Here is a 22594-nt window from a genome sequence, read left to right as displayed (position 1 = left end):
AACTAGTTTCTGATTGTAGATACCCCGATATTTAAGACAGCCATTGATTTTATTATTTAGATTTGGCCAACTCCAATCAATCCCTTTTCTCAAATCTCAACCTTGGGAGAACGATCTTATACTCCTTTTCCTCGTCCTTGTTGTACCAATAGACAATATATTCTGCTGTGGCGCTGGTTATATCATAGCCCTTTTTGATCATTGGATTGTATTGTTCGGTGACGAACTTCTTTGAGAACAACATTAGATTGCCTTGATGTTCCTTGGCCAGTCCAGGGGCTTCGCTGTCTCTAAAGATCTTGATGTCCTTTACAAGTGGGTCGCCTGTTTGGATGGTCCTTAAAATTGATAAGGGTACTTGATATTTAAAGGAACTTAAACTTACGTCCTTGTGGCCCAAGATCATCTCGTATCCCTGTGGTTCGTTCAGTTCCCCTATATAGCTGTTTCTGGTGATGTTCTTGGATTCGATCTTGTCATAGAAGTGGATATTGGTGTGGATATGCAAGGTCTTCTTGGCCCTTGTGCTTGCTACGTATAACAATCTTCTGGATTCATCGGTGGTAGAATCATAATCTGCCAACAATATCAGAACATGGTCGTATTCCTTGCCCTTGGCCTTGTGCATGGTCGATACGACGATACTTTCGGAATCGGGGTTTATGGCGTCCTCCATATTGATTTCCCTACAGAATTCCCTCCAGTCCACGAGAAGTTTTTTGTCGGGGTTTGCATGGTCAAATTTCTTGATCAGGGCCATACAGGTTTCAAAGTGCAGACTCTGTTTGAAAGTTTTTCTGAACCAATCCAAGGCCAGCTCCCATGATGCCTCGAATATGATCCCTGATTCCGCGACCTCACTGTTCAATTTGTGGTCAAGACATCTGATCTCGTACAGATCGGAGATCCGGAACCCGTCAAAACCTGCCATTAGCTTTACCTTGTGTCCCAGCGCCTTCAGCATGGAGCTGACTTGCAGTGCCTCCATATTGGTTCGGGTCAAAACGGCTTTGTTTCCGGGCAGCTGGGTCCCAGTTATGTATTCAACCAAAGGTTTCTCCAAATAGTTACCATTGTATTTAACAATGTCAACACTTCCCCCACCCCTGATTAGACTGGCAATGAGCTTCTGGCTTTTTAATCGGTTTCTGAGATGGCCCAGGACCTGATTGTTGAACTCCACGATCTTGGGACAACTGCGGTAGTTTTTGGGAAGTGTATATAAGGTTGCGGTGTATTTGGTTCTGAACCTGGCCATGAATGCGTTTGAAGACCCTCTAAAGCTGTAGATGTTCTGGTCATCGTCCCCTACTGCGATTACCCGTGGCCTTTCTGCTTTCTCGATGATCAGTTCTATCAACTCCCACTCTTTTTGATTGATATCTTGGAACTCATCGAACATCAAGATACTCTTGTTCTCTAGGGATGAAATATCAATGTCCCCTTCCCTTATGGCCTTGATGCAGTCCTGTATCACGTTTTGGGACTTGTTCAGGTCTCCCAATTGACCCAACAATTGGAAACAGAAGCCATGGAAAGTGGTGATCTTGATGAGCCCGGCATATTCGGGCACGAGGTTTCTCACGCGTTGTTTGAATTCCAGGGAAGCTGCCTTTGAAAAGGTGAGCATCATGAATTGTTCCGGCTTTATGTCCTCGATCAGCAACAGACTCGCTATTTTATGGACCAGGACCTTGGTCTTGCCACTGCCTGGGCCGGCATAGACCAGGATATGGTCTGATTTGTTGTCCTCGATGACCTTGGTCTGGTCGGTGTCCAGGTCTTCGATGATCTCCATAAAGCGTTTGGGGGTAATTGCTCTTTGTATTTCTTTTTTCTTCCTCGGAAAATAGCGGGCCAGGAACTCCTCGTAATCCAATGTGAAGTAATCATTGACATAGGCCAAGGCCGACTCGTAGTTTTGGACACATTTCTTCGCATATTCCCCCACAATATGGATCTGCTCTGTTCTGTGCAGATAAAATTCTTTGATCTTGCTGTAATTATCGGCTGTAAATACTTTTTTGCTCGTATCCACGTCCGATATATTCAGTTTGTTGTAATAGACCATGAACCCTCCTTCCAAGGATATGGCTTTTATATCGTTTAGGAACAACAGGCAGGTTTCGTATTTTTTGGTGCTCTCTTCTACTAGGTTTCCCATGAACTGGTTGGATTCCCTTAACTCCAGCAGGGAGAAGGAAACCGGTACCTGTTCCTTGCCCCCCATATGGTCCTTGTTGTTAACGGCTAGGTTTTCAAGAAAGCCGAATGTTGACAAGGATAGGTCATGGCGCCATTTGATATCTTCAATGAGGTCTTCCCGTTTGATGAATACTATTTCATAAATATCCCTTTCTTTGTCAATTCTGCTCTTTTTGACAAATCGTCTTTTGTCCCAGTATGTCAACAAGGTTCTAATGGATGCTACATTTGACTCGATGACCCCGCTGTCCAACAGCTTTTGGTTCAATTCCCGCAAGGGGACCTGCAGCTTATTTGCCTTGATAATTTTGAGTATGCCCTTTTCGATTTTTAAATTGTCCTCCAATATTCTTTTTGAGCCATTTTTGGATTGGAGCAAGCTCAAGAAAGCGGTCAAATCCTTGGCATCGCCCAATAGTGTATGGTCCCTGAGCATTCGAATGACATCCTGTATCCTTTTCGCGCTCAACTGCGTGGTATCGGCAAGATAATCAACTCTGGTCTCGCCATCGGTGATCAATCGTTTTAAAACGATACCGCAGTCTTTTTTGTCTTGGTCCGTTATTTTTTTACTGTTCCTGAGGATTTCCTGCCCACTGCCAAAACTTTTGACCAATAAACTGTCGGCAAATACCCTGGGTGAATTCAAGGTTCTTACCAAGAACCCTTGGTCCTCCAAAGCTGAGATAGCTGTCTTTACTTTTGTTTCCAAGTCCAACATCTCTGCGTCCCAACCGGATTTCCTGGCAATCTCCAAAGCCGACTGACTGATCTTGTCCCTGAACTTGGCCTGACCTTTGATCGCTCTCCAGATATCCTTTATCTCCTTATGGTTCAATTTGGTCTGCTGTAGCAAACTGAAATGTTTGTTCAAGTCCTCCTCGCTGTACAATATATAGCACTTGGCGTTTATTTTTTCATCCCTGCCGGCCCTGCCCGCTTCTTGGACATAATTTTCGAGGGAATCTGAAATATTGTAATGGATGACGGTCTTAACATTGTCCTTGTCGACTCCCATCCCGAATGCCGAGGTGGCCACGATGATTTCATGATCCTCTCCCATGAAGGCATCCATGTTGGCCTTTTTGGTGTCCTTGTCCAGTTTTCCATGGAAAAAGGTGGTGTTAAAACCGGCTTCATTGAGCAAGGCATAGAGGTTTTCTACCTGTTTGGTCCTGGAGGCGTAGATAATTGTAGGTTTTTCACAGTCTTCAAGTACCCGTAGCAAATGACCCATTTTGCGCTCGGGTTCTTCAATATTGATCACTTCATAGGATAGATTTGACCTTCCCTTATTGGTGATGAACTCATCCAACTCCAGGCCCAATCTTTCTTGGAAATAAAATTTGATGTCCTTGATCACTTGGAGCTTTGCCGTGGCCGTAAAACAGGATACGGGTATCTGCGATACATTTTTTTCGGATTCTATTTTTTTTATAAAATCTGCAATGAACATATAATCGACCCTAAAGTCCTGCCCCCAACTTGAAAAGCAGTGTGCTTCATCAATGACGATCCGGCCCACGGACCGTGTCAATATCAATTTGAAGATTGACGGCGACCTCAATGATTCGGGCGATAGATATAATAGGTCTGCCCTTCCATCCGAAACCATTTCAAAGGCCTCCTGGCGTTCAAGGGGAGAGAGCAAACCATTGATAGCGACCGCCCTTGTGATCCCAAAACGTTCCCTCAAATTGTCTACCTGATCTTTCATCAGGGATATCAAAGGGGAAATAACAATGGTCAAGTGTCTTGTGGAAGCGCCTCGCATCAAGGCAGGCAATTGGAAGGTCAGTGACTTTCCCCCTCCTGTGGGAAATACGGCCACAAAGGATTTCCTTTGTAGTCCCGCCCTTACGGCTTCTTCTTGTAAACTGGTTGATCTGTGTTCTTCGAACTTTCTGAAATCTGTATAGTTAAAGAAGTCAAAGAGGGCTTTTTTTGGGTTCAATTTAGTTGAGCAGTATTCACAGCTCGCATCATTGCAGGTCTTGAAACGAATTTCATTGAGTATGCGCTCTGCTTCTGGGTACTCGTGCCTGACCCATGGAGGCAATACCGCATCGTTGTCCCCTAATTTCAGTAAGGTAAACACATAGGCCATACCAATGGGAAACTGCCTTGAATAGTTTTCAAGATCAACGTTGGAGCATATCTGCGCTCCGATCAACTGGCCAATAGGTGTATGGACTGATTTGGAACCATCGAACCCGGCCATTTCAAAAAAGGTGTTGAAACTGGGGTTGTTTTGAAGCAAGTGATAATATATGCTTCGTTCTTCAATACGCAATCCGTTGAACCTGTTCAATTCCTTGATCAAGTAGTCTTCCGTCAATTTACAGTCTGAAAGTGGGTTGTTGGCCTCTGATGCATTTACAATGCGGTAGCCTTTGGTAAGCTTATGGTTGGGCCGGTTTACAAATAAGATGGGGGACCATAGCAAGGTATCGATGAATTTCTTCCCTATGAAAATTTCTTCCCCTAACCTACTTTTCAGCTTTGGAACATCGTATTTGATAATGTTGTGGCCGCAAATGTATTTGGCCTCCTTTATCCATTGCTCCAGTCTGTTGCTGTTTCTTTCATGCAGTTCTTGGCCCTTGAAAGTTGCCCCATAATCTATGGTGTCGGTTTTTGGATTGACCTCAATGTCTAAAAACAGGATATTGTGCATACCATGGTTTGGTTTCACCTAGTCCGCCCTATCGTACTTGGAAGAATGAACGGGGTCATTTTTTTATCCGTACGTTGTCAAGCGGATTTGAACTGGCCGGTTCAAAACTAGGTCATAGTCTCAACTTTTTGGTTTTGTGCATTTTCCTTCTCTTTGACTTTATTTTTTTATCAATTTACGGTTTTCCAAAATCTTTTTATAATACCTATAAGAAATAGGAAACGAATGTCATGGCACGCCATCCTCTTTGGGGAAACAAGTCCTGTCTTCGGGTTTTGAATCTCTATAGGATGATACTGGGTGTCATTGGTACAGTTGAAGTCCGCCCTGACATTGGATTTTCATCTTGGAAGTTTTACGGTGTTGATTTCAAAGTTTGTCGATATGTGCTTTGATCGTTGTGAGCAATGTTTCAAATTCGGGCTGCCCCTTGTAATAAAGCGAAGCGGTACCAATATATCTTTTTTTGAAGGCTTCCCTTATCTGTGGATCGTTCAGTAGAAATGCTTCGTTCTCGGCGATGGGGATTTTTCGGTCAACTTTGGGGAAGCGTGCCATTTTGTGTGCGGTATAGGCCTCGGTTCCGATGAAATCCTGTACGTCTTTTTTGGCCAGTAGGCAATGGACATCATAGTACTGGCGCATTAAATTGGGCCGTGGGTCAGCGCCACCTTGTTCTTGTCTGTACTTTGTGGCTATGGTCTGTAGCTTTTCGACCAAGGTATGGCCTGGGTGATAACAGGCTATATCGATTGCCCTGTTGTCGATGATGGCCAGGTCGGGATTGCTGACCGCTCTGTCATAGGCCCATGAGCTGATTGTAATTGGTGCGTTGGGGGCAACGGTGTCAAATCCGGCTTCCAGCAATATGCCTTCTTTCATGCCCTCCGCATGGCCGGTCTTGGATTCATAGTGAAGGCGAATGCCCCCGCTTCGGTAATAATCCGTATCATCGAAAGCCGTATCCCTTTCAACGGTAACGATCCCATCGATATGGATATGGCCTGCAAGCCAATCATAGAATTCTTTTCGGGATTGGACGCTCTTGGGCTTGGTGTTCTTGGGGCTTTCGTTGACCTCCATATCTGCTGGGGGCTTGATATGGATATCAATGTCCTCTGAAAAACGGTCGATTATCCCATATCCCTTGGATAGGGAGGTACCGCCTTTGAGCTCGAAGTCCAGACCTTGTCCCTTGAGCCCGTGGAGTACGTGCATAATCCAGTAATCTTTCTCAATCAACTGCACTTGGATGCCGGTTTCCTGTTCCACGATGCGCAAGAGATCGGCAAAGTCGGGATGGTCATGGAGATAATTGGTGGACATGGTACTGTTCTTGCGTTAGTTGATCACGGGACCGAGGACCCGTTTTGCCCTGACCCCACCGTAGGCCTTGACCGCTTGTCCGAGCTTTTTCACATCCATTTCCCGTGCCCTGTCATCGACATTGGCCAATACTTCCTTGGGGTCTTCCGCCAACCCGTCTAGGTTGTTCACCAAATCTACCAATAAAAATTCAGGGGTCAATTTTTTGGGGAAACGGGGTTTGGTGTGAAAGTAGAATGTCCTGCCCCCCAGTTCAAAAACGCCATGGCGTTTGTGGTTGTACACGACCCGTTTGTTGTAAAGCTGGGTAGTGCCCACCCCCAGGGTGTTGTAGGCATTGGGGGATGTAAGGAGAAAGGCATCATCCTTGAGGAAGCTGCGCACCAAGGCTGCTTCGTCCGGTGGGGCATACCCAAATGCGGTTTCCTTTGGGTAATAGTATAGCCCGTGCGAAAGCTTTTGAAGGGTCCCTTCCCTTACAAGCTCCGCGAGATGACGGTCCACCGCATGGGACCATTGCTCAAGGTCGGCCCTGCGATATACCGCTCCCCGTCTGAGATGTTTCTTCAATTCCCTTAATTTGCCCATGTCCTTTGTTTTTATAGGGTATATGATAGCAAAAAATATATCAAATTGCAAGTATTTTCATTTAAAATTCATGCAAATATACAAATAAATGCTTTACATATAGTGTTTTATGGATTTTTAGGGCCATTCCGTCCTTTTTCTATGTGGCTTGGGGGAAGCGCCGGACCCAGTATGCCCACTCCCCTGGATAAAACTGAGCGTCCTTTCTTAAAAAACATTATACCGTTTCCGAATGATACAACCAACTGTGGGATGGCTCAAAATTTCCGTTTTAGGGGTCTCGACCATCCGGCTGATGCGGTCATTTCACATCATCCGGTTTCCTGCTATATGTATGTAATATGTCTGGAATCCCTCATGATTATCCTTTGCCATTTCTCAAGTTCCGTCCCTCCACAACTTGAGTGCATCAGATTGTTTGGATTGTCATGATGTTGCTTCCAATACAGGTAATTGGCATGACCGAGTTCATGGGCAAGACAACCAGAATTTCCAGCTTCAATGGTTACATAATCGGAAAACAGTCCTAACGAGCATCCTCGTTTTCCCTTGATGTCCCTTACTGCAAAAACCACAATGGGGGCGGCAAAGCCCAAAAGACGGCGTCCAACTCCGTCAAAGCAATAGGTGTTGGCAATCAGTTCAAAATTGCTGCCCGTGGCGAGTACATCATCTGTCCATGCACCTGTATCGCATTCCACATCTAGGTTTCTTTTCCGTAGTGCGCCTGGAATTACCGTATGGATATCCTCAACAATGAGTCTGACGTTGGCCGCGTCCCTCCACACATCTATGGCATCATCAATAGTTGGCTGGAGGTTTGCAGGGGTGGTAAGTTCCCTTCCATTTTCGTCCCGAAGGATGATGATGCAGATGCGCATTTTCTTTCTTATGTCAAGTCCGAATAGGTCCAGAATCACACCGACCAATCCTACTATCCGCCAAAATACTTCGATGATAAAGTTCCATAACTGTTTGATGAGCCTGCCAATGACCGGAATCATAAATAAGATACTGATAATTCCAGCCAGTGCGTCTATGATAATATTTACCGTCCAACAAACCACACGCAGCACCCATTTGCCCACCGTAATGACAATGAAGGTAACCACGGCCACCACGACAATTTCAATCCAGCAGAACCATTTGTTGCAGCAAAGGCACCATTTTTTGCATTTTCGTCGTTTGCATTTCTCCACACGTTCTTCCCGCCATTCCGTTACCGGTTTTTCAATTTCTTCTTCTACCCATTCGTGGAACTCGTCACATAGTTGAGCCATGGTTTTCAGTTGTTAAGGTTGATTTAAATGCCTCTGTGCGCTCCAATTGATCAAGGATATTTCCAAGTTTGATATGACTGAGGAGAAGGCCCGCTATCTTGGCCAATGCACTTGCCAAGATTGATGTTCCAAAGGCCCATGGAAGGAATTTCCATTGGAATGGGTACAAAATCGAAAGAACCATAATACTGCTGAAAAAGGTGACTATTAGGGCAATCGAACCCCACTTGCAACCGCACTCATTGAAAAGGTCGAGGATTTTGGCTTCAATTGTTCTTTTCTGTATAGGATTCAGTCCAAGTTCAAGGGCTACCTCTTCAACATAGGGTCTGTTGAAAAGCTTATTGAGCCTTTTTGCGTTCTGGATATCCTGTGTCTTTTTTAGCAGCAGTTTCATTATCAGAAGAATATGATAATTGGCTATACCAATAGTAGGAAATTACTTCCAAATCTTAAATGGATTTTGTATGGATTGCAGGTGAGACTGTTTTATTGGCTTGAAGTTCAGGGTATCTGCTTCCCAGAGGGCACTTTAATCAATGGTAACCAACACTTATAAGGCTTGAATTTGTACTGCAAGGAATACCTGAAAACTCTTTCAACGAAGTCGTGCACGCCCAGTTCTCTGCTTAGACTGGTGCTTGTGCATCTTTAAAAGGTGTCCTTGGCTCCATTTTCTTTTCCATTGGGGTCAACCTATCCGTTCCATCAAGTGCATCAACATATCCTCGCTCATAAAGTCGAGGTCATACTTTGGCGCCCATTGCCAATCGTTGGAGGCCGGGGCATCGTCGACTGCCCGGGGCCAGCCTTCGGCTATCGCCTGCCTGTGGTCCGGTTCATATATCACTTGGAAGTCCGGGCAGAACCGCTGGATGCTCCGCTGGATCTCTTTGGGGGTGACGCTCATCCCTTGGAGGTTGTAGCCTGAACGTACCCGTATCCGTTCTTTGGGGGCCTTCATGAGCTGTAGGGCGGCCTTGATGGCATCGGGCATATAGAGCATGGGCAAGCGGGTGTCGGGGGCCAGATAGCAGGTGTAGGGTTCGCCCCTTACAGCTCGGTGGTAGAAGTCCACGGCGTAGTCCGTGGTACCTCCCCCTGGCAGGGAACGGTGGCCGATAAGTCCGGGATAGCGGAGACAGCGCACGTCCAATCCGTAGCGCTCGTGGTAGTATTGGCACCAGAGTTCCCCGGCGGCCTTGGCGATGCCATAGATGGTCCGGGCATCCCGCATTCCATGCTGTGGGGTGTTTTCAAGGGGACTGTGTTTTCCAAAAACGGCGATGGAGGAGGGCCAAAAGACCCGTTCGACCTTCATTTTGTTGGATACCTCCAAGACCTGTAACAACCCGTCCAAATTCACTTGCCAGGTGGCCATGGGGTGCTTTTCTCCGTGGGCGGACAGTATGGCGGCCAGATGGTAGAGGTGCTTGATGTTGTAATGTTGGACAATCGTCTCCATGTGCTCCGTGGCAAAGACGTTCAGGGGCTCGAAGGGACATTGCTTGAAATATTGGGCCTTTGTACTGTCGATATCGGTGGCCACTACCCTGTCCTCTCCGAAGACGGCCGTCAGGGTGCGGACCAGTTCCTGTCCCAATTGCCCTCCTGCCCCGGTCACCAATATGCGCTGTTTGTCCTTTAACATGGGCTTTTGTTTAGGTGGTGTTGACCTTCAAATCAGGTAAAAATGGGCTCTCGAACCAGTCTTTGATAGGTATCTTTACTTGATCCGCTGGGTTTTTGGGGATATGATCGTCCTTGGTCTTTTTATAGCCCTTGGCCCATCCATGGCCTTTTTGGGCGATAAGCCGAATGGCGTGGCAGACCTGAGCCACCTCTTTATCGGTCTGGGTGGGATGGAAGGAGATCCGGACCCATCCGGGTCTGTCGAGGCTGCAGCCCAACCGGCTCTTTTTCTGGATTTTCTCGGAAGCGCTGGGATCGATGTCCATCAGATAGTGTCCATAGGTGCCCGCACAGGAACAGCCGCCGCGAGCCTGTATGCCGAAACGGTCACTTAGCATTCGGGTCACAAGATCGTAATGGAGCCCTTGGACGGTAAAGGAGAAGATGGAAAGCCGGTACTTGTGCCCGGATGCGAGTATCCTGAGCCCTTCAATTTTGTCCAAGTATGCAAAGACCCGCTGGTTGATCTCCTGTTCGCGCAGGCGCATATTTGCGGTACCCATGGCCTCTTTTAGCTTGATGGCCATTGCCGCGCGGATGGTCTGCAGAAAGCCCGGGGTGCCACCATCCTCCCGCTCTTCGATATTCGGTTTATAACTGTGGTTTCCCCAGGGGTCGGTAAAGGTGACCGTGCCTCCTCCGGGAATGTCCGGGACTTTCTTATGGTAGAGCTTTTTGTTGAAGATCAGGATTCCAGAGCTTCCCGGGCCGCCCAAAAACTTATGGGGGGAGAAGGTGATGGCATCCAGTGCATGGTGGTCCGAGGGATGCATGTCGATATCCACGTAGGGGGCGGAGGCAGCGAAGTCGACAAAACAGAGTCCGCCATGGGCATGGGCCATCCCGGCAATCGTATGGTAGGGGGTCTCCACCCCGGTGACATTGGAACAGGCCGTGATCGATACGATCAGGGGACGTCCCTTAAATTCTCCCAGATAGCGTCCCAGGGTTCTTAAATCCATTTCCCCATCATTGGTCTGGGGTATCAGCACGACGTCACAAATGGTCTCTAGCCAACTGGTGTGGTTGCTGTGGTGCTCCATTTGGCTGATAAATACCACGGGGCGAATGCTAGGGTCGAGTTTTGGGCGTTCCCCATGGTGTTCGGGAACCACCAGTCCCATGATCCGCTGGAGCTTGGCCAAGGCCCCTGTCATTCCAGTGCCGCAGGGTATGAGCACATCATCCCTGTTGGCATTCACATGTGCCTTGATCTGTTGTTTTGCCTCCTTGTAGGCCCTTGTCATAGTGGCGCCGCAGAGGGAGGCCTCGGTATGGGTGTTGGCTACCCATGGATGGACCTTGTAGAGCAGGGTCTCTTCAATGGGCCAGTACATCCGGCCGCTGGCGGTCCAATCGGCATATATCATGGTGGTTCTCCCGTTATTGGTGTGCACTTTCTGGGAACCACCTATAATGTTGCGGCGAAAGGATTCGAAATGGTGCTCCGGGGTCCTGAGGGTCGGGGTTCTATCTTTTTTCTGCCGTTTTATATTATCTGGATGGTCTTTCGCGCTGTTGTCGGGGTTCAATGTATTTGGCTGCATGGTCTTTCTTTGGTTTGCTTTGTTGGTCAAGGTATGCCTGTCAATGGGGCAGCACGTAGTGTTGCCGAGTCGTATGGATCGGAGCGTTGTCGCTTTCAAAAAAGGCCTGCCCTTGAGCAGGCCCTTTAACTCACTAAATCAAGCTAAAAATGAAAGCTTTCGGTTCCGTTGTCCGTGGGCAGTGGGGACCTGTCCGATACATGTCTTTGATGACAGGTCCCTTGCCCGACATTGCAAGGTCTTTGACTTCTTTATTCTTGTCCGTTCATATCTTCGTTCAGTGTTTTTTATGTTCTGTCCCCCATTGGGGCCGTACCCTTTTCTTTTTGGACTTTGCAGTAGGCGGGCCTATCCACTTCTGCCTTCGATAGGCCCTGACCCTACATGAAAGGAATACCTTTTAAATCAAACTAAACTAACTCAACCCTTCCCGATCCTGATCACAGGCGGCATTCCATGGGAATGGGCCATCTTCTTTTCCGCCTTGGGCGGTATATTCGCCTTGCACCTATCTGGGCCCTTACCTTTCTTCACTTCGCTTGTGAGGGCGTTGTGATTTGGGTTCTCTGGGCATCGAGCTCCACCACGGGCAGTCCCAGGTCCCTTAGGCTGTCCCCGTGCCGGGCCATATCGCCCACCACCAGAATAATCATCCCATCGGGACGGATGTACCGCTGGGCCATGCTGTCCAGCTCCCTTTCCGTTATGGACTGGAGCAGTTGACGTTGTTCTTCTTTGTAACCGGCATCCAAATCATAGGTGATGATCTTGTTCAGGAATCCGGCCTTTTGTCCGAGGGTCTCATACTCAAGGGCCTCTCTCCTGCCCATGGCCGCTTGGGTGAACTGTAGTTCATCGGGGTCTGGGCCTTCCTTTTGAAAGGTTTTTAGTTCATTGAGGAATTCCCGGACGGCATCTGCGGTGTGCTCTGCCTTCACACTGGCACTTGCGGTAAAAACTCCGGTCAATCGGTCACTGCTGAACCGTGAACCTGCCCCGTAGGTATAGCCCTTGTCCTCCCGGAGGTTCAGGTTGATACGGCTGTTGAAGGCCCCGCCCAAGGGATAGTTCAACAGGGTGGCCTTATAGTAATCGCCGGTCGGGCCATAGCGAAGGTCGGTCGGGTGGCCCATTCGGATCTCGGACTGTGGTGCCCCAGGCTTGTCCATGACATATAAGGTGGTCTGGCCCACTGTGGGCAGTTCGGGTATGTCCACTTTGGACACACCTTTGGGGGCCCAGTCCTTGAGGAACTGGAGCATCGGTATGATCTCTTTTTCCTTGATGTTGCCCACTACGACGAGCTCCGAGTGGTCAGGTGCATAGTAGTTGTTGTAATGGGCTTGTACGTCTTCCAGGCTGATGGCCTCCAGGGTCTCGGGCAACCCACTGCTGGGCGGTGCCAGGACATGGTCCTTTCCGTACAACAATTGGCCAAAGGCCGAACTTGCCATGCCGCGTGGTTGCTGCTGGCTGGCCCTTGCACTTTCGATGGCCTGCTTCTTCAACCGCTCAAAATCCGATGCTGAGAAAGCGGGGTGGAAGAGCTTTTCTTGTAGGAGGGACAATGTCGGTCCCAGGTTTTTGGTGAGGCTCCATAGTGATACCACTGTGGTTTGGTCGCCTGAGGAGATGGAGATGGAGCTTCCCAGCTTTTCCAGTTCCGCTGCCATTTCGGAGGCACTGTGGTCTTCCGTTGATTCGTTCAAAAGGGCGGCCGTCAGGCTGCCCAGCCCCACCTTGTGAGCGGGGTCGTACAATTGCCCGCCATGGAGTTCCAGACGGATGCTCACCGCTGGGATCTCATCGGTATCGGTGCCGATCAATTCGATGCCGTTGCTCCACTGGCCTTCCCAAAATTCGGGCACCTGTATTGACGGTGCCTCACCGACGGGCGGTAGTGCACTCCGGTCAAAATCGTCCTGTACCGTCCGGGTTTCCACTGGGGTCCTTTTGGTTGGGGTTTGTGCCGAGTCACCTTGCTCCAAAACGAAGTTGTCGGGTCTCGCGGGCTGGGCATCGGCCTGGGCGAGAATGCTCATCACCACGGCTGGCCTGTCCTTGATATACTCTTTGAACACGCGTACCACGTCTGCTTTGGTGATGTCACGGTAGCGCTTTAGCTCCTTTTGCAATTGATTGGGGTTCCCAAGAAAGGTCTCAAAGGCCGCCAGTTGGGATACCTTTCCGGAGACCTTGCCCAGACTCTGGACCACACCGGCCTCGTATTGGGTCTTGAAGGTCTCCAGTTGCTCCTCGGTGATGCTTTCGACATCAAAGGCGTTAAGGGCCGTATCCATCTCGTCCTTCAGCTCGGTGAGGGACGTGCCTGGATAGGGCAGCAGGAAGATGTTGAACTCCCCGGCCAGTTCGCTGCAGGGATGTGAGGTGCTCGCCTGCACTGCTTTTTGTGTTTCGACAAAGGTCTTGTAGAGGTAGCTTGTCTTCCCTTGTCCCAAGATCTTGGAAAGGGCGTCCAGTGCCGGTTCGTCGCTATGGTACCTTGGTACGGTGGGAAAGGCATGTACCAGTGCGGGGAAACGGATGTTCCTGTCATGATAGGACACATAGCGGTCTTCCTCCAGCACTACAGAATCTGTGTGCATCGGCTCCACCGCTGGTCCTTTGGGAATGGGACCGAAATACTTCTCGGACAGGGCCACCACTTGTTCTGGATCCACGTCCCCGCCCACGGTCAGAGTGGCATTGTTCGGTCCGTACCAGCGAAGGAAGAAGTTCTTTAGATCGTCAAGGTCCGCCCGGTCCAGGTCTTCCAGCCTTCCGATGGTGAGCCATGAATAGGGATGGCCCTGGGGGTAGAGCGTTTCCGCCATGAGTTCATAATGGGGTCCATAGGGCCTGTTGTCGTAGTTCTGCCCCTTTTCGTTCTTCACGGTGGCGCGCTGTACCTCGAATTTCTCCTGGGTCACCGCTTCGAGCAAAAAGCCCATCCGGTCGGCCTCGAGCCAGAGCATGCGCTCCAATTGGTCGGAGGGAACGGTCTCATAGTAATTGGTGCGGTCCCGGTTGGTGGTCCCGTTCAGGGTGCCCCCTGCTTCGCTGACGATCTTGAAATGTTGTTCGTCCGCTACGTGGCCTGATCCTTGGAACATCATGTGCTCAAAGAAATGGGCAAAGCCGGAGCGTCCCAACTCCTCCCGGGCGGAGCCGACATGGTAGGTGACGTCCACATGGACCAAGGGATCCGAGTGGTCTTCATGGACGATGACCGTCAGTCCATTGGGCAGTTGGTATTTCTGATAGGGTATGAGGGCACTGTCGTCCTTGGTGGTGTCCTCCACCAATCGGGTCTGTTGCCCGCAGGCCATGGCCAAAAGAAATGTTCCCAATAGGATTATGCTCTTTCCCATGGTCTGCATCTTTATGGCTTTGTGAATGTTCAATGTGTTTCTAAATTTCAAATCAGTTCGTTTTGTTAGTTGTGGTCCGGGACCGTTTTGTTCTTCTTCAAATAAGGGAACCTCCTCCTTCCCCTCTTTTTGGCCCAGTGGACCGCTATTACCCCTTAAGAGGGGAATTCGGAGTTTTTACTTGCCTTGGGACATATCTTGTTGGTCTTTTTTGGTCAATCGCTGCGGTCCTTTGCCCTATTTACTTTCACACATTAGGATAAATTGAAAAGATTCCCCTGCTCCCTAGGGGCAACAGGGGAATGGCCAACTCAAATAAAAATGTATGTATGATCATATGAATTCGGGGGGGTTGTACCGTTTTTTATCTTGTTATATACTCCTAAAACGATTGCGAAATTGGATTCCCTTACGCGGTGGACAAAAAATTAGGATTTGTTGTCAAAGAGGGTGTGTTTTAAATTTTACTCGCTCTTTTTTGGTTGATTTTGCCCATTTCGATATAAAGGAGATATGGCCGAATTGGATTTAAGTAACAACTAACCGTGCAAGGAAGCCGTATGCTTTGTAATAACAAAATTGTTATCTGTATTGAACTTCTCCTTATAGTATTTGGTTCAATTTGTTCAGGCACAATTGCCAATGGCCCAATGAACTGGAGTGTTTGTTCCTTTTTATCTCGTTTTCTATATCCTTTTTGAGGGACATCAATTGTTGTATCATTAAACCTTTTGTATAGGCATCATGAGACCAAGCTTTTTTGTTCGCTTCTGAAAAACCACTTTCTTGTACTATTTTTGAGGTGACTACATCTATGTATGTGAGTTGAATTTCTTGATTTCTCGGTTTTACTTTTGTTCCATTATACAACTCTCTAAACAGCCCTGACTGTAATTTTGATAAATATTTGTTTGCTATTTCCTCATATCCCGCTATAGTTTGCATATGCTCAAACCTTTTCATTCTTTGAGGGCGTAACAATTCCCGCAGCAATTTTTCTTGTAAAAAAACTATCTCATCTGGAAAAGTGGAGTATTTGATACCTGCCAAGAAGTTGGGATTTACAAGCCAGTTTGGTGGATTGAAAGCATTTTCAATTATATATTCAATTGCTTCTTCTTGGGATTCCAATGGAATAGGTGTGTACATGTTACCCTGTTGATCCATTGCTTTGTAGAATATTTCATAACCTCCTATCAAGGATATTACGTGTCTCATGTGTTGGTACCATAGATCGATGGTTTTTTCGTAAAGTCGTTCTAATCTAGCATTGTCTTTTTCCCCTTTGTTTACCTGTGGCAGTATTTTTATAACACGTTCTATATTTTTTAAAGCCAACTCAGTACTTTTTACAGGGTTATTGGATTCAACAACTTCATTGGTCATTGAAGGGCCAATAATTTCGTAGGGGCCATTGTTATATCGATACCAAGGTATGGTATCCTGCAATCGGATGATTTTTTCTAAAGCGGTCTCTTTTTCTTCGGATGATGTTTCGGGTAAGAATTCTGTATACCCCCATTGTATCATATATAGGTCAGCAGGCCCAACTTTTGGCATAAGTAATGAAGGAGGAATGCTATCCTCTGGTTGCGCGATATTGTTGTGACGTGCATAGTTCATAACGGTTGGGGTATGCCCCATTTCTTTTATCCAAGCCGTATCTCCCATTTTTTCAACTGGGTAGGTGTATTCACCAAAGTGCGCATCCTTAATTCCGAAAGCATGGCCAGATTCATGAGCTACAACGTATTGAAGAGTCTCGCCCAGCAGGGTTTCTGGATAAGGATAGCTTAGAGTCCTTTTGTCTAATGGAGCACAACGAATAAAGTATTTTTCTGCCCTACCTTCGTTGGAGGAAGAAATGAGAATATCTGATTTTATAATCTCACCAGACCTTACGTCTACTACTCTGGATACCGTTCCGCCGCCTCCTGAAACATCGTATGTTCTTATGTTATCGCTACCATTGCCCCACCTTACAATCGAGTTACCCATACCATAGTTATCCCAATCGCTTAAACTATCTACTTCCTTAACAACTATGGCATTTTTAAAACCTGCTGCTTCAAAAGCCGGCAACCATTCTTCGATACCTGCTTTAACATAAGGACGCCATTTTTTTGGGATTTTAGGAGATAGAATAAAAGTTATTGGTTTAATAGGTACGCTAACTTTTTGATTCGGGTATTTCTTTTTTAGCTTCCATCTACAAATACTGGCCAAATAGTTTTGGGTACGTGCACTGATTGAATTGACATTTTCATTGTGGTACCCCATTCGATAGTCAAATGGCCTTGGTTCCATTGGCTCTTGCAAATCATAAAAACTATAATAAACGTTCTCTAAATATTCATTATCTCTCCTTATGGAGCTAATTAACGTTTTTACAATATGTTCCTGATCTAAATCTTTGTTGCTTTCAATTCTGGATAAGCTTGCGTTTATGTTACCTGAATCCCATCGCCAAGATACCTTACTGCTTAAAAAAAAATTGGTTACATCAATACTGAAAAAGCCATCACCATACTCACTTTTCACCATTGGGAATATTCCAAGAGTCCTTTTTTCCAATCCAGTATCATCATCTAAAGGAATCCATATGCCAGTCTCAGACCAAGCCATGCGCTCTTCGATTATTATATTTTCATCAGATTTTATAAATACAATTTGCTTTGATTCATATTGATAAAATTTTGTATCTACTTTTGATAATAATATAGGTTTACCTATACTGGATTCCGGTATTTGGAAGTAGATATGACCATCAGAGATTGTGGAGGTGAGGAAGGGTATTTTTTCCGTATTGTATTTTGCTTTGGTATCATCCATTGGGATTGGGGTACCGAAAGTATAGCCCAAGGTGTATACTAGTAAAAGGCATACTGTAATAATATTTTTCATTTTAAATTTTTATTTCTTGTATATACTTTTGACTCTTTTCCAAAATCTAGGAAAAGAGTCAAAAGTGGTATATTATATGATTAGTAACCCGGATTTTGAGGTTTTAGGTTTGGATTGCGTTCTATTTCATTTTCAGGAATTGGAAATAATGTATCTGTGTCCCTCCAATTAGTTTTGATAGAGCTCAATACTTCACTGGCTTTGCCCGTTCTTTTTAAATCGAACCAACGATGGCCCTGCTCTGTAAATAATTCTACATGGCGTTCTTGAAGTATTGCCTCCAATAAATCATTTTCTGTAGCAGCAGTTGTATTCGCTAAACCAGCTCTATTTCTAATAGCATTTAAATCTTGTTGTGCGCCAAAAATATCACCTTGGTGCGCTCTGGCTTCAGCACGAATTAAGTATTGCTCGGCCAATCTAAAAATTATAGAATACTCTAAAGATAGCTCTGTCGTATTAGATAATTCCTTATACTTATATGCATATTGCAAGGTTGTCAACCCATCATCACTAGTTGCACTATTCACCCAATTTGATTGACGTAAGTCTCCAATTTCAAATGCATCCAATAAATTACTTGTTAATGCATAGTTATGACCAGGTAACATTCTAATTATTAGCCAAACGGCATCTCTAGTGTTATTGTTAGGATAGACCCCGGGCTTAAATTGCCATATGGTTTCGGGAGATTCTTTTAAAAAAACTTTAGCTATATCTGACTCCAAATTGTATTTGCCAATAACTTCTGAAGCTATGGCTTCTGCCATTTCCCAGTTTTCAGTATACAAATAGACTCTGGCCAACAAAGCTTCTGCCGCAGATCTATTGGGAATGACATTCTCCCCAGTTGCATCTGTATCATCCAATAGATTGATAGCATCATTCAAGTCTGTGATAATATTTTCATAGACCACATTTTGAGGCATACGCTCTACTACATTATTCTCTAAATAATTGGTTGTTGTTATATATGGTACATCTCCATAAATTGCTACCAATAAACTATGCATGTATCCTCTAACAAATAAGGCTTGACCCTTAAATTCTTCTTGCTCTTCAACCGTTAAAGCATTCGAATTATCTACTCCTTTTATAATATCGTTAACCGAATAAATAATATTATAAGCGTGATACCACCAACTTAATACTGTCTCATCAGAGCTTATTATACTATGATTATATATTCTCATAAAACTTGTATTATTTTGGTAATAATCTAGTTCATCACCATAGGAACTCATCAAAATACCTAGTCCGAAATTACCAGACACCATACCTTCTTCTCTCATTTTGAAATAAACATTGGCTAAAGCTGATTTTATGGTAGAGGCTTCTTTGAAAACGGTTTCTGAAACCAACGTGTTTTTAGGGGGGTCTATTTCTACAAAGTCAGAGCACCCAACAAACACTATAATACTATAAAAAAAGGTAAAGGCTCTCAAGACTTTAAGTTTATATTTTAAATGGCCATTTTGTGACCCTCTTGTACTATTAATATTTATATAGTTATTCATGATAATTTTTTTAAATTAAAAGCCTAATTGAAGCCCAAGCGTTATTTGTCTCAATTGGGGTAACCTAATATCGGTTGGTTGTTCAGGATCAGGACCTGTATAGTTTGTAAATGTTAACAGGTTTTGACCTTGCAAATACACATTAATATCAAGCCCATTATTTAAATTTGGAAGTTTATAATTCAAGGATATGTTACGTAAACGAATAAAAGAGGCATCTGTAAAAGCTGCATTGCTAGATCTTTGAAGACTATTTGTATCTACACCACCACGGATTAAACCAGTAGAAGCCATTTGAATTGGATTTGTGTCGCCAGGTTGCTGCCATCTATCCGATAAACTTACCGATGAATTTCCTTTATACCCTGGTGTAGCCCGAAAACGTAACTCATTATATGCCTTTTGCTTTTTAAATTGGAAGAAGAAATCAAGGCTTAAATTTTTGTAACTTAAGGTATTACCCAAGCCACCATAAAATTTAGGGGCTCTATCTTCAACCCATTGATTATCTTCTGGCCTACTCAACACACCATCGTCATTATAATCTTCAAACTCATATTTACCCGTTTCTGGGTTAACACCTAAAGAATTATACAATTTTATTATTGTTAAAGGTTTCCCAATAACATATTGATTTGCAAACGTGGATGTTTCCAAACCATCGAATTTCACCAATTTGTTTTTTGGCACCGTTATGTTAAAGGTAGTTGTCCATCCAAACTTTCCTTTTTGGATATTGATTGTGCGCAAATCTGCTTCAAACCCGGTGTTCTCAACGGTCGCATTAAAATTCCCTGTCAACTCCGAAAAGCCGGTAGTCACCGCCAATGGAATCCCAACCAACTGATTGGAAGATCGATTTTGATACCAACCGGTGTTGATTAAAATTCGATCATTTAAAAAGCCAAGTTCTAGACCTACTTCCAGTTTTTTGTTCTCTTCCCAAGCAAACAAAGGATTGAATATTCCGGTTGGCTCTAAAATGCTTATACCATCATAATCATCTCCAGTAATACTGTAAGTATCCAAAAACCTATAATCCCCAATATTATCGCTACCGGTAGTACCATAACTGGCCCGTAGCTTTCCAAAGCTGATAATAGAACTATCCTTAAAAAACCCTTCTTCTGAAAACAACCAAGCAAACCCAGCTGCACCAAAATTCCCGAACTGTTTACCTGGGCCAAATCTAGAAGACCCATCCCTTCGACCAGTTACATTCAATATATATTTACCATCCAAATTGAAGTTTAACCTTCCAAAAAAGGCCTGGTAGTTATACTCACTGTCTGTATCCCCAAGAATTTGTAATGTTGTCGCTGCTGACAAATTATTAATAAGATTGTTGCTAGGAAACCCTTGACCTCTTTGAACAAATTGTTGAGAAGTTTCACTTTGAAATGTAGTCCCCACCAATATATCCAGTTTAATATTACTCCATTCCTTTTTCCAATTTAATTGAGGTTCCACTATCCATGACTGACGATCAGCGTTATTTGTATTTATTGAGGAATAATCTTGAGGAGTGAAGTTAAACCTTGGGTTCCTTGCTGAACTTGGAAGTGTCCTATAGGAATCAAATTTGTAGGTGTTGAATCCTAAATTGGACTTTAACTCAAGATTGGGGAATACCATATAAGATACTACGGCATTGGCCATTAAAGTATTTATTTTTGAATGGTACTCTTCTTCTAAGGAGGCTAAAGGGTTATCCCAAGAATTGTTTTCCCAGTTTAAATTTCCTTCATCATCATATAATTCCGGTGCATTAGGTTCCAAAGTGTAAGACTTAAAAGCAAAGTCTGTTCTAGGCAGTTTATTTTTTTCATTACTATAAATTGTAGAAAGATTTATTCTGAACCTATTATCATTGGATTGATGATTGATATTACTATGCACCGTTATCTTTTTATAATTTGCATCACCAGGAAAAACCGTTGTTTCCTTTTGATACGAGCCGCTAATTAAGAATTGGGTTTGTGCATTGCCCCCAGTTACAGATAATTGGGCATTATTTCTGTAAGCCGTTCCTCCTATAAGTTCCTTTTGCCAATCTGTGTAGCGACTGTTATCCCAAACTAGATCAGGAAAATAAAAGTTCAATATACTAGGGTCTTCCAATAATGTACCGATTCCATCATTAGCAACTGCTTCTCTTCTTATTTCAAGGTATTGTTCAGTATTCATCAAATCTAAAAATTTGGATACCTGACCAAGTGTACTACTCAAATTGGCTTGAAACCTTGTCTTCCCTTCCTTACCTTTTTTTGTGGTAATCAACACCACACCATTTGCACCTCGCGATCCATAGATAGCGGTGGCATCGGCATCCTTTAATACTTCCATACTTTCGATATCATTTGGATTAATTGCATTTAAAGGGCTTATGTTTCCATTAAGTATATCCCGAGACACATTATCAGAACCCAATGATTGTGAACCAAACGGAACACCATCTATAATGAACAGGGGGTCGGTAGCACCATTTATAAAATTTTGACCTCGAATATCAATCTCAAAACCTCCACCTGGAACTCCGGTAACCTGCCTAATATTGACTCCCGGCAAATATCCTTGCATTGCTGCAATGGGATTGCTTACGGGCTGTTTTGCTATTGTTTTGGCATCTAGTTTAGCGATACTTCCAGTGGCCTGTCTCTGGGACGTTTTATAGTAACCGGCATTCAACACAACCTCATCCAGTTCCTGTACGCCTTCCTCGAGCTGGACATTGATTGTTGTCCGTTGTCCGGTTGTTATTTCTTGCGTGGCATAGCCAACGCTGGTAAAGACCAGTACATGGTCTGGACTGGGGACCGTGATCAGATAGTTGCCATCAAAGTCCGTTGCCGTGCCCAAGGTGGTCCCTTTTACCATTACGGTGACCCCGGGTATTGGAGTCCCTGCTTCGTCGGTAACGGTTCCAGATACCTGTTGTTGTTCGCTCTTTTTCCGTTCCTTGATCAGGATGGTGTTGTTCTTGGTCACAACTATGTTCAGGTTGGCCGTGGACAGGCTTTTGTTGATGAGCTTGTCCATCCGGATGCTGCCCTTTTTCAACTCAACTTTGGGAAGGTCCTGAAACAGGTCTGCCTTGTAAATGAACATATAGTCCTTGGTCTGGGACTTGATGATCCGAAAGACCTCGTCCACGGACACGGTCTTGTCGGTATCGATCGTGATCCGCTGGGACATGCTTTCCTTGGGGGTCAGGCCAAAGGTGGTGACACAAAACAATAGTATTATCGTTCGCATGATACATTTCAGTGCCCCATCTATATGGACATAAAGGGGAACTCTTTTATTAATTTCCATAAATTTGCGTGTTATTGGTTGGTAAATAATCTGATTAATGACGTTTTAAGGGGGGTATGGTTCGCACTTGTCAGGTAAAGGCCATATTCCTCCTTTTGCTTTTTTCTGAGTCTGAGAGTTCGTTTTTTTCTTTTACATATCGTTTTTGGTTTAATTTGACATTGGGCCAAGT

11 protein-coding genes are annotated in these 22594 nt (G+C 45.0%); all 11 read right to left on the bottom strand.

What is annotated here, in order from left to right; all coding sequences use genetic code 11:
* Nucleotides 1–76: 76 nt before the first annotated feature.
* The 11 genes from ACPD8L_RS01865 to ACPD8L_RS01815 all read right to left on the bottom strand — a co-directional run bounded on the left by ACPD8L_RS01865 (nt 77) and on the right by ACPD8L_RS01815 (nt 22422).
* Nucleotides 77–4882 carry a RecQ family ATP-dependent DNA helicase gene (locus ACPD8L_RS01865; RefSeq protein WP_423941568.1) on the bottom strand — a complete coding sequence of 1602 codons (4806 nt, stop codon included), beginning with the start codon at nt 4880–4882 and terminating at the stop codon, nt 77–79.
* A 369-nt stretch (nt 4883–5251) separates the two neighbouring features.
* Nucleotides 5252–6208: a nucleotidyl transferase AbiEii/AbiGii toxin family protein gene (locus ACPD8L_RS01860; protein WP_423941565.1), complete on the bottom strand. Its 957-nt coding sequence runs from the start codon at nt 6206–6208 to the stop codon at nt 5252–5254.
* A 15-nt stretch (nt 6209–6223) separates the two neighbouring features.
* The gene (locus ACPD8L_RS01855; protein ID WP_423941562.1) at nt 6224–6796 is read right to left on the bottom strand and encodes a hypothetical protein; all 573 of its coding nucleotides are present in this window, start codon (nt 6794–6796) and stop codon (nt 6224–6226) included.
* Nucleotides 6797–7122: 326 nt separating this feature from the next.
* Nucleotides 7123–8076: a hypothetical protein gene (locus ACPD8L_RS01850; protein WP_423941559.1), complete on the bottom strand. Its 954-nt coding sequence runs from the start codon at nt 8074–8076 to the stop codon at nt 7123–7125.
* Nucleotides 8060–8473, bottom strand: coding sequence for a hypothetical protein (locus tag ACPD8L_RS01845; RefSeq protein WP_423941557.1), 414 nt, complete (start codon nt 8471–8473; stop codon nt 8060–8062). The genes ACPD8L_RS01850 and ACPD8L_RS01845 overlap by 17 nt, the downstream gene beginning before the upstream one ends.
* A 294-nt stretch (nt 8474–8767) precedes the next feature.
* Nucleotides 8768–9727, bottom strand: a complete 960-nt coding sequence (locus tag ACPD8L_RS01840) for an NAD-dependent epimerase/dehydratase family protein (RefSeq protein ID WP_423941554.1) — start codon at nt 9725–9727, stop codon at nt 8768–8770.
* Between the two features lie 10 nt (nt 9728–9737).
* Nucleotides 9738–11315 (bottom strand): aminotransferase class V-fold PLP-dependent enzyme, encoded by a 1578-nt coding sequence (locus tag ACPD8L_RS01835; protein WP_423941552.1) that lies wholly within the window; start codon nt 11313–11315, stop codon nt 9738–9740.
* A 530-nt stretch (nt 11316–11845) separates the two neighbouring features.
* Nucleotides 11846–14737 carry a M16 family metallopeptidase gene (locus ACPD8L_RS01830; protein WP_423941550.1) on the bottom strand — a complete coding sequence of 964 codons (2892 nt, stop codon included), beginning with the start codon at nt 14735–14737 and terminating at the stop codon, nt 11846–11848.
* A gap of 552 nt (nt 14738–15289) precedes the next feature.
* Nucleotides 15290–17590 (bottom strand): zinc-dependent metalloprotease, encoded by a 2301-nt coding sequence (locus ACPD8L_RS01825; RefSeq protein ID WP_423941548.1) that lies wholly within the window; start codon nt 17588–17590, stop codon nt 15290–15292.
* Between the two features lie 80 nt (nt 17591–17670).
* Nucleotides 17671–19107: a RagB/SusD family nutrient uptake outer membrane protein gene (locus tag ACPD8L_RS01820; protein WP_423941545.1), complete on the bottom strand. Its 1437-nt coding sequence runs from the start codon at nt 19105–19107 to the stop codon at nt 17671–17673.
* Nucleotides 19108–19122: 15 nt separating this feature from the next.
* Nucleotides 19123–22422, bottom strand: coding sequence for a SusC/RagA family TonB-linked outer membrane protein (locus ACPD8L_RS01815; protein WP_423941543.1), 3300 nt, complete (start codon nt 22420–22422; stop codon nt 19123–19125).
* Between the last annotated feature and the right edge of the window lie 172 nt (nt 22423–22594).

Origin of the sequence: Flagellimonas algicida, from assembly GCF_049629585.1 — a bacterium.
GTDB lineage: Bacteria > Bacteroidota > Bacteroidia > Flavobacteriales > Flavobacteriaceae > Flagellimonas.
The sequence above is the reverse complement of the archived record's forward strand: the minus strand, read 5'-3'. Positions and strand labels throughout refer to the sequence as shown.

Excerpts from the sequence above, each read along its gene's own strand:
- ACPD8L_RS01860 (WP_423941565.1), bottom strand. The coding sequence starts at position 6,208 with ATGTCCACCAATTATCTCCATGACCATCCCGACTTTGCCGATCTCTTG.
- ACPD8L_RS01815 (WP_423941543.1), bottom strand. The coding sequence starts at position 22,422 with ATGGAAATTAATAAAAGAGTTCCCCTTTATGTCCATATAGATGGGGCA.
- ACPD8L_RS01850 (WP_423941559.1), bottom strand. The coding sequence starts at position 8,076 with ATGGCTCAACTATGTGACGAGTTCCACGAATGGGTAGAAGAAGAAATT.
- ACPD8L_RS01865 (WP_423941568.1), bottom strand. The coding sequence starts at position 4,882 with ATGCACAATATCCTGTTTTTAGACATTGAGGTCAATCCAAAAACCGAC.
- ACPD8L_RS01855 (WP_423941562.1), bottom strand. The coding sequence starts at position 6,796 with ATGGGCAAATTAAGGGAATTGAAGAAACATCTCAGACGGGGAGCGGTA.
- ACPD8L_RS01845 (WP_423941557.1), bottom strand. The coding sequence starts at position 8,473 with ATGAAACTGCTGCTAAAAAAGACACAGGATATCCAGAACGCAAAAAGG.
- ACPD8L_RS01835 (WP_423941552.1), bottom strand. The coding sequence starts at position 11,315 with ATGCAGCCAAATACATTGAACCCCGACAACAGCGCGAAAGACCATCCA.
- ACPD8L_RS01820 (WP_423941545.1), bottom strand. The coding sequence starts at position 19,107 with ATGAATAACTATATAAATATTAATAGTACAAGAGGGTCACAAAATGGC.
- ACPD8L_RS01825 (WP_423941548.1), bottom strand. The coding sequence starts at position 17,590 with ATGAAAAATATTATTACAGTATGCCTTTTACTAGTATACACCTTGGGC.
- ACPD8L_RS01840 (WP_423941554.1), bottom strand. The coding sequence starts at position 9,727 with ATGTTAAAGGACAAACAGCGCATATTGGTGACCGGGGCAGGAGGGCAA.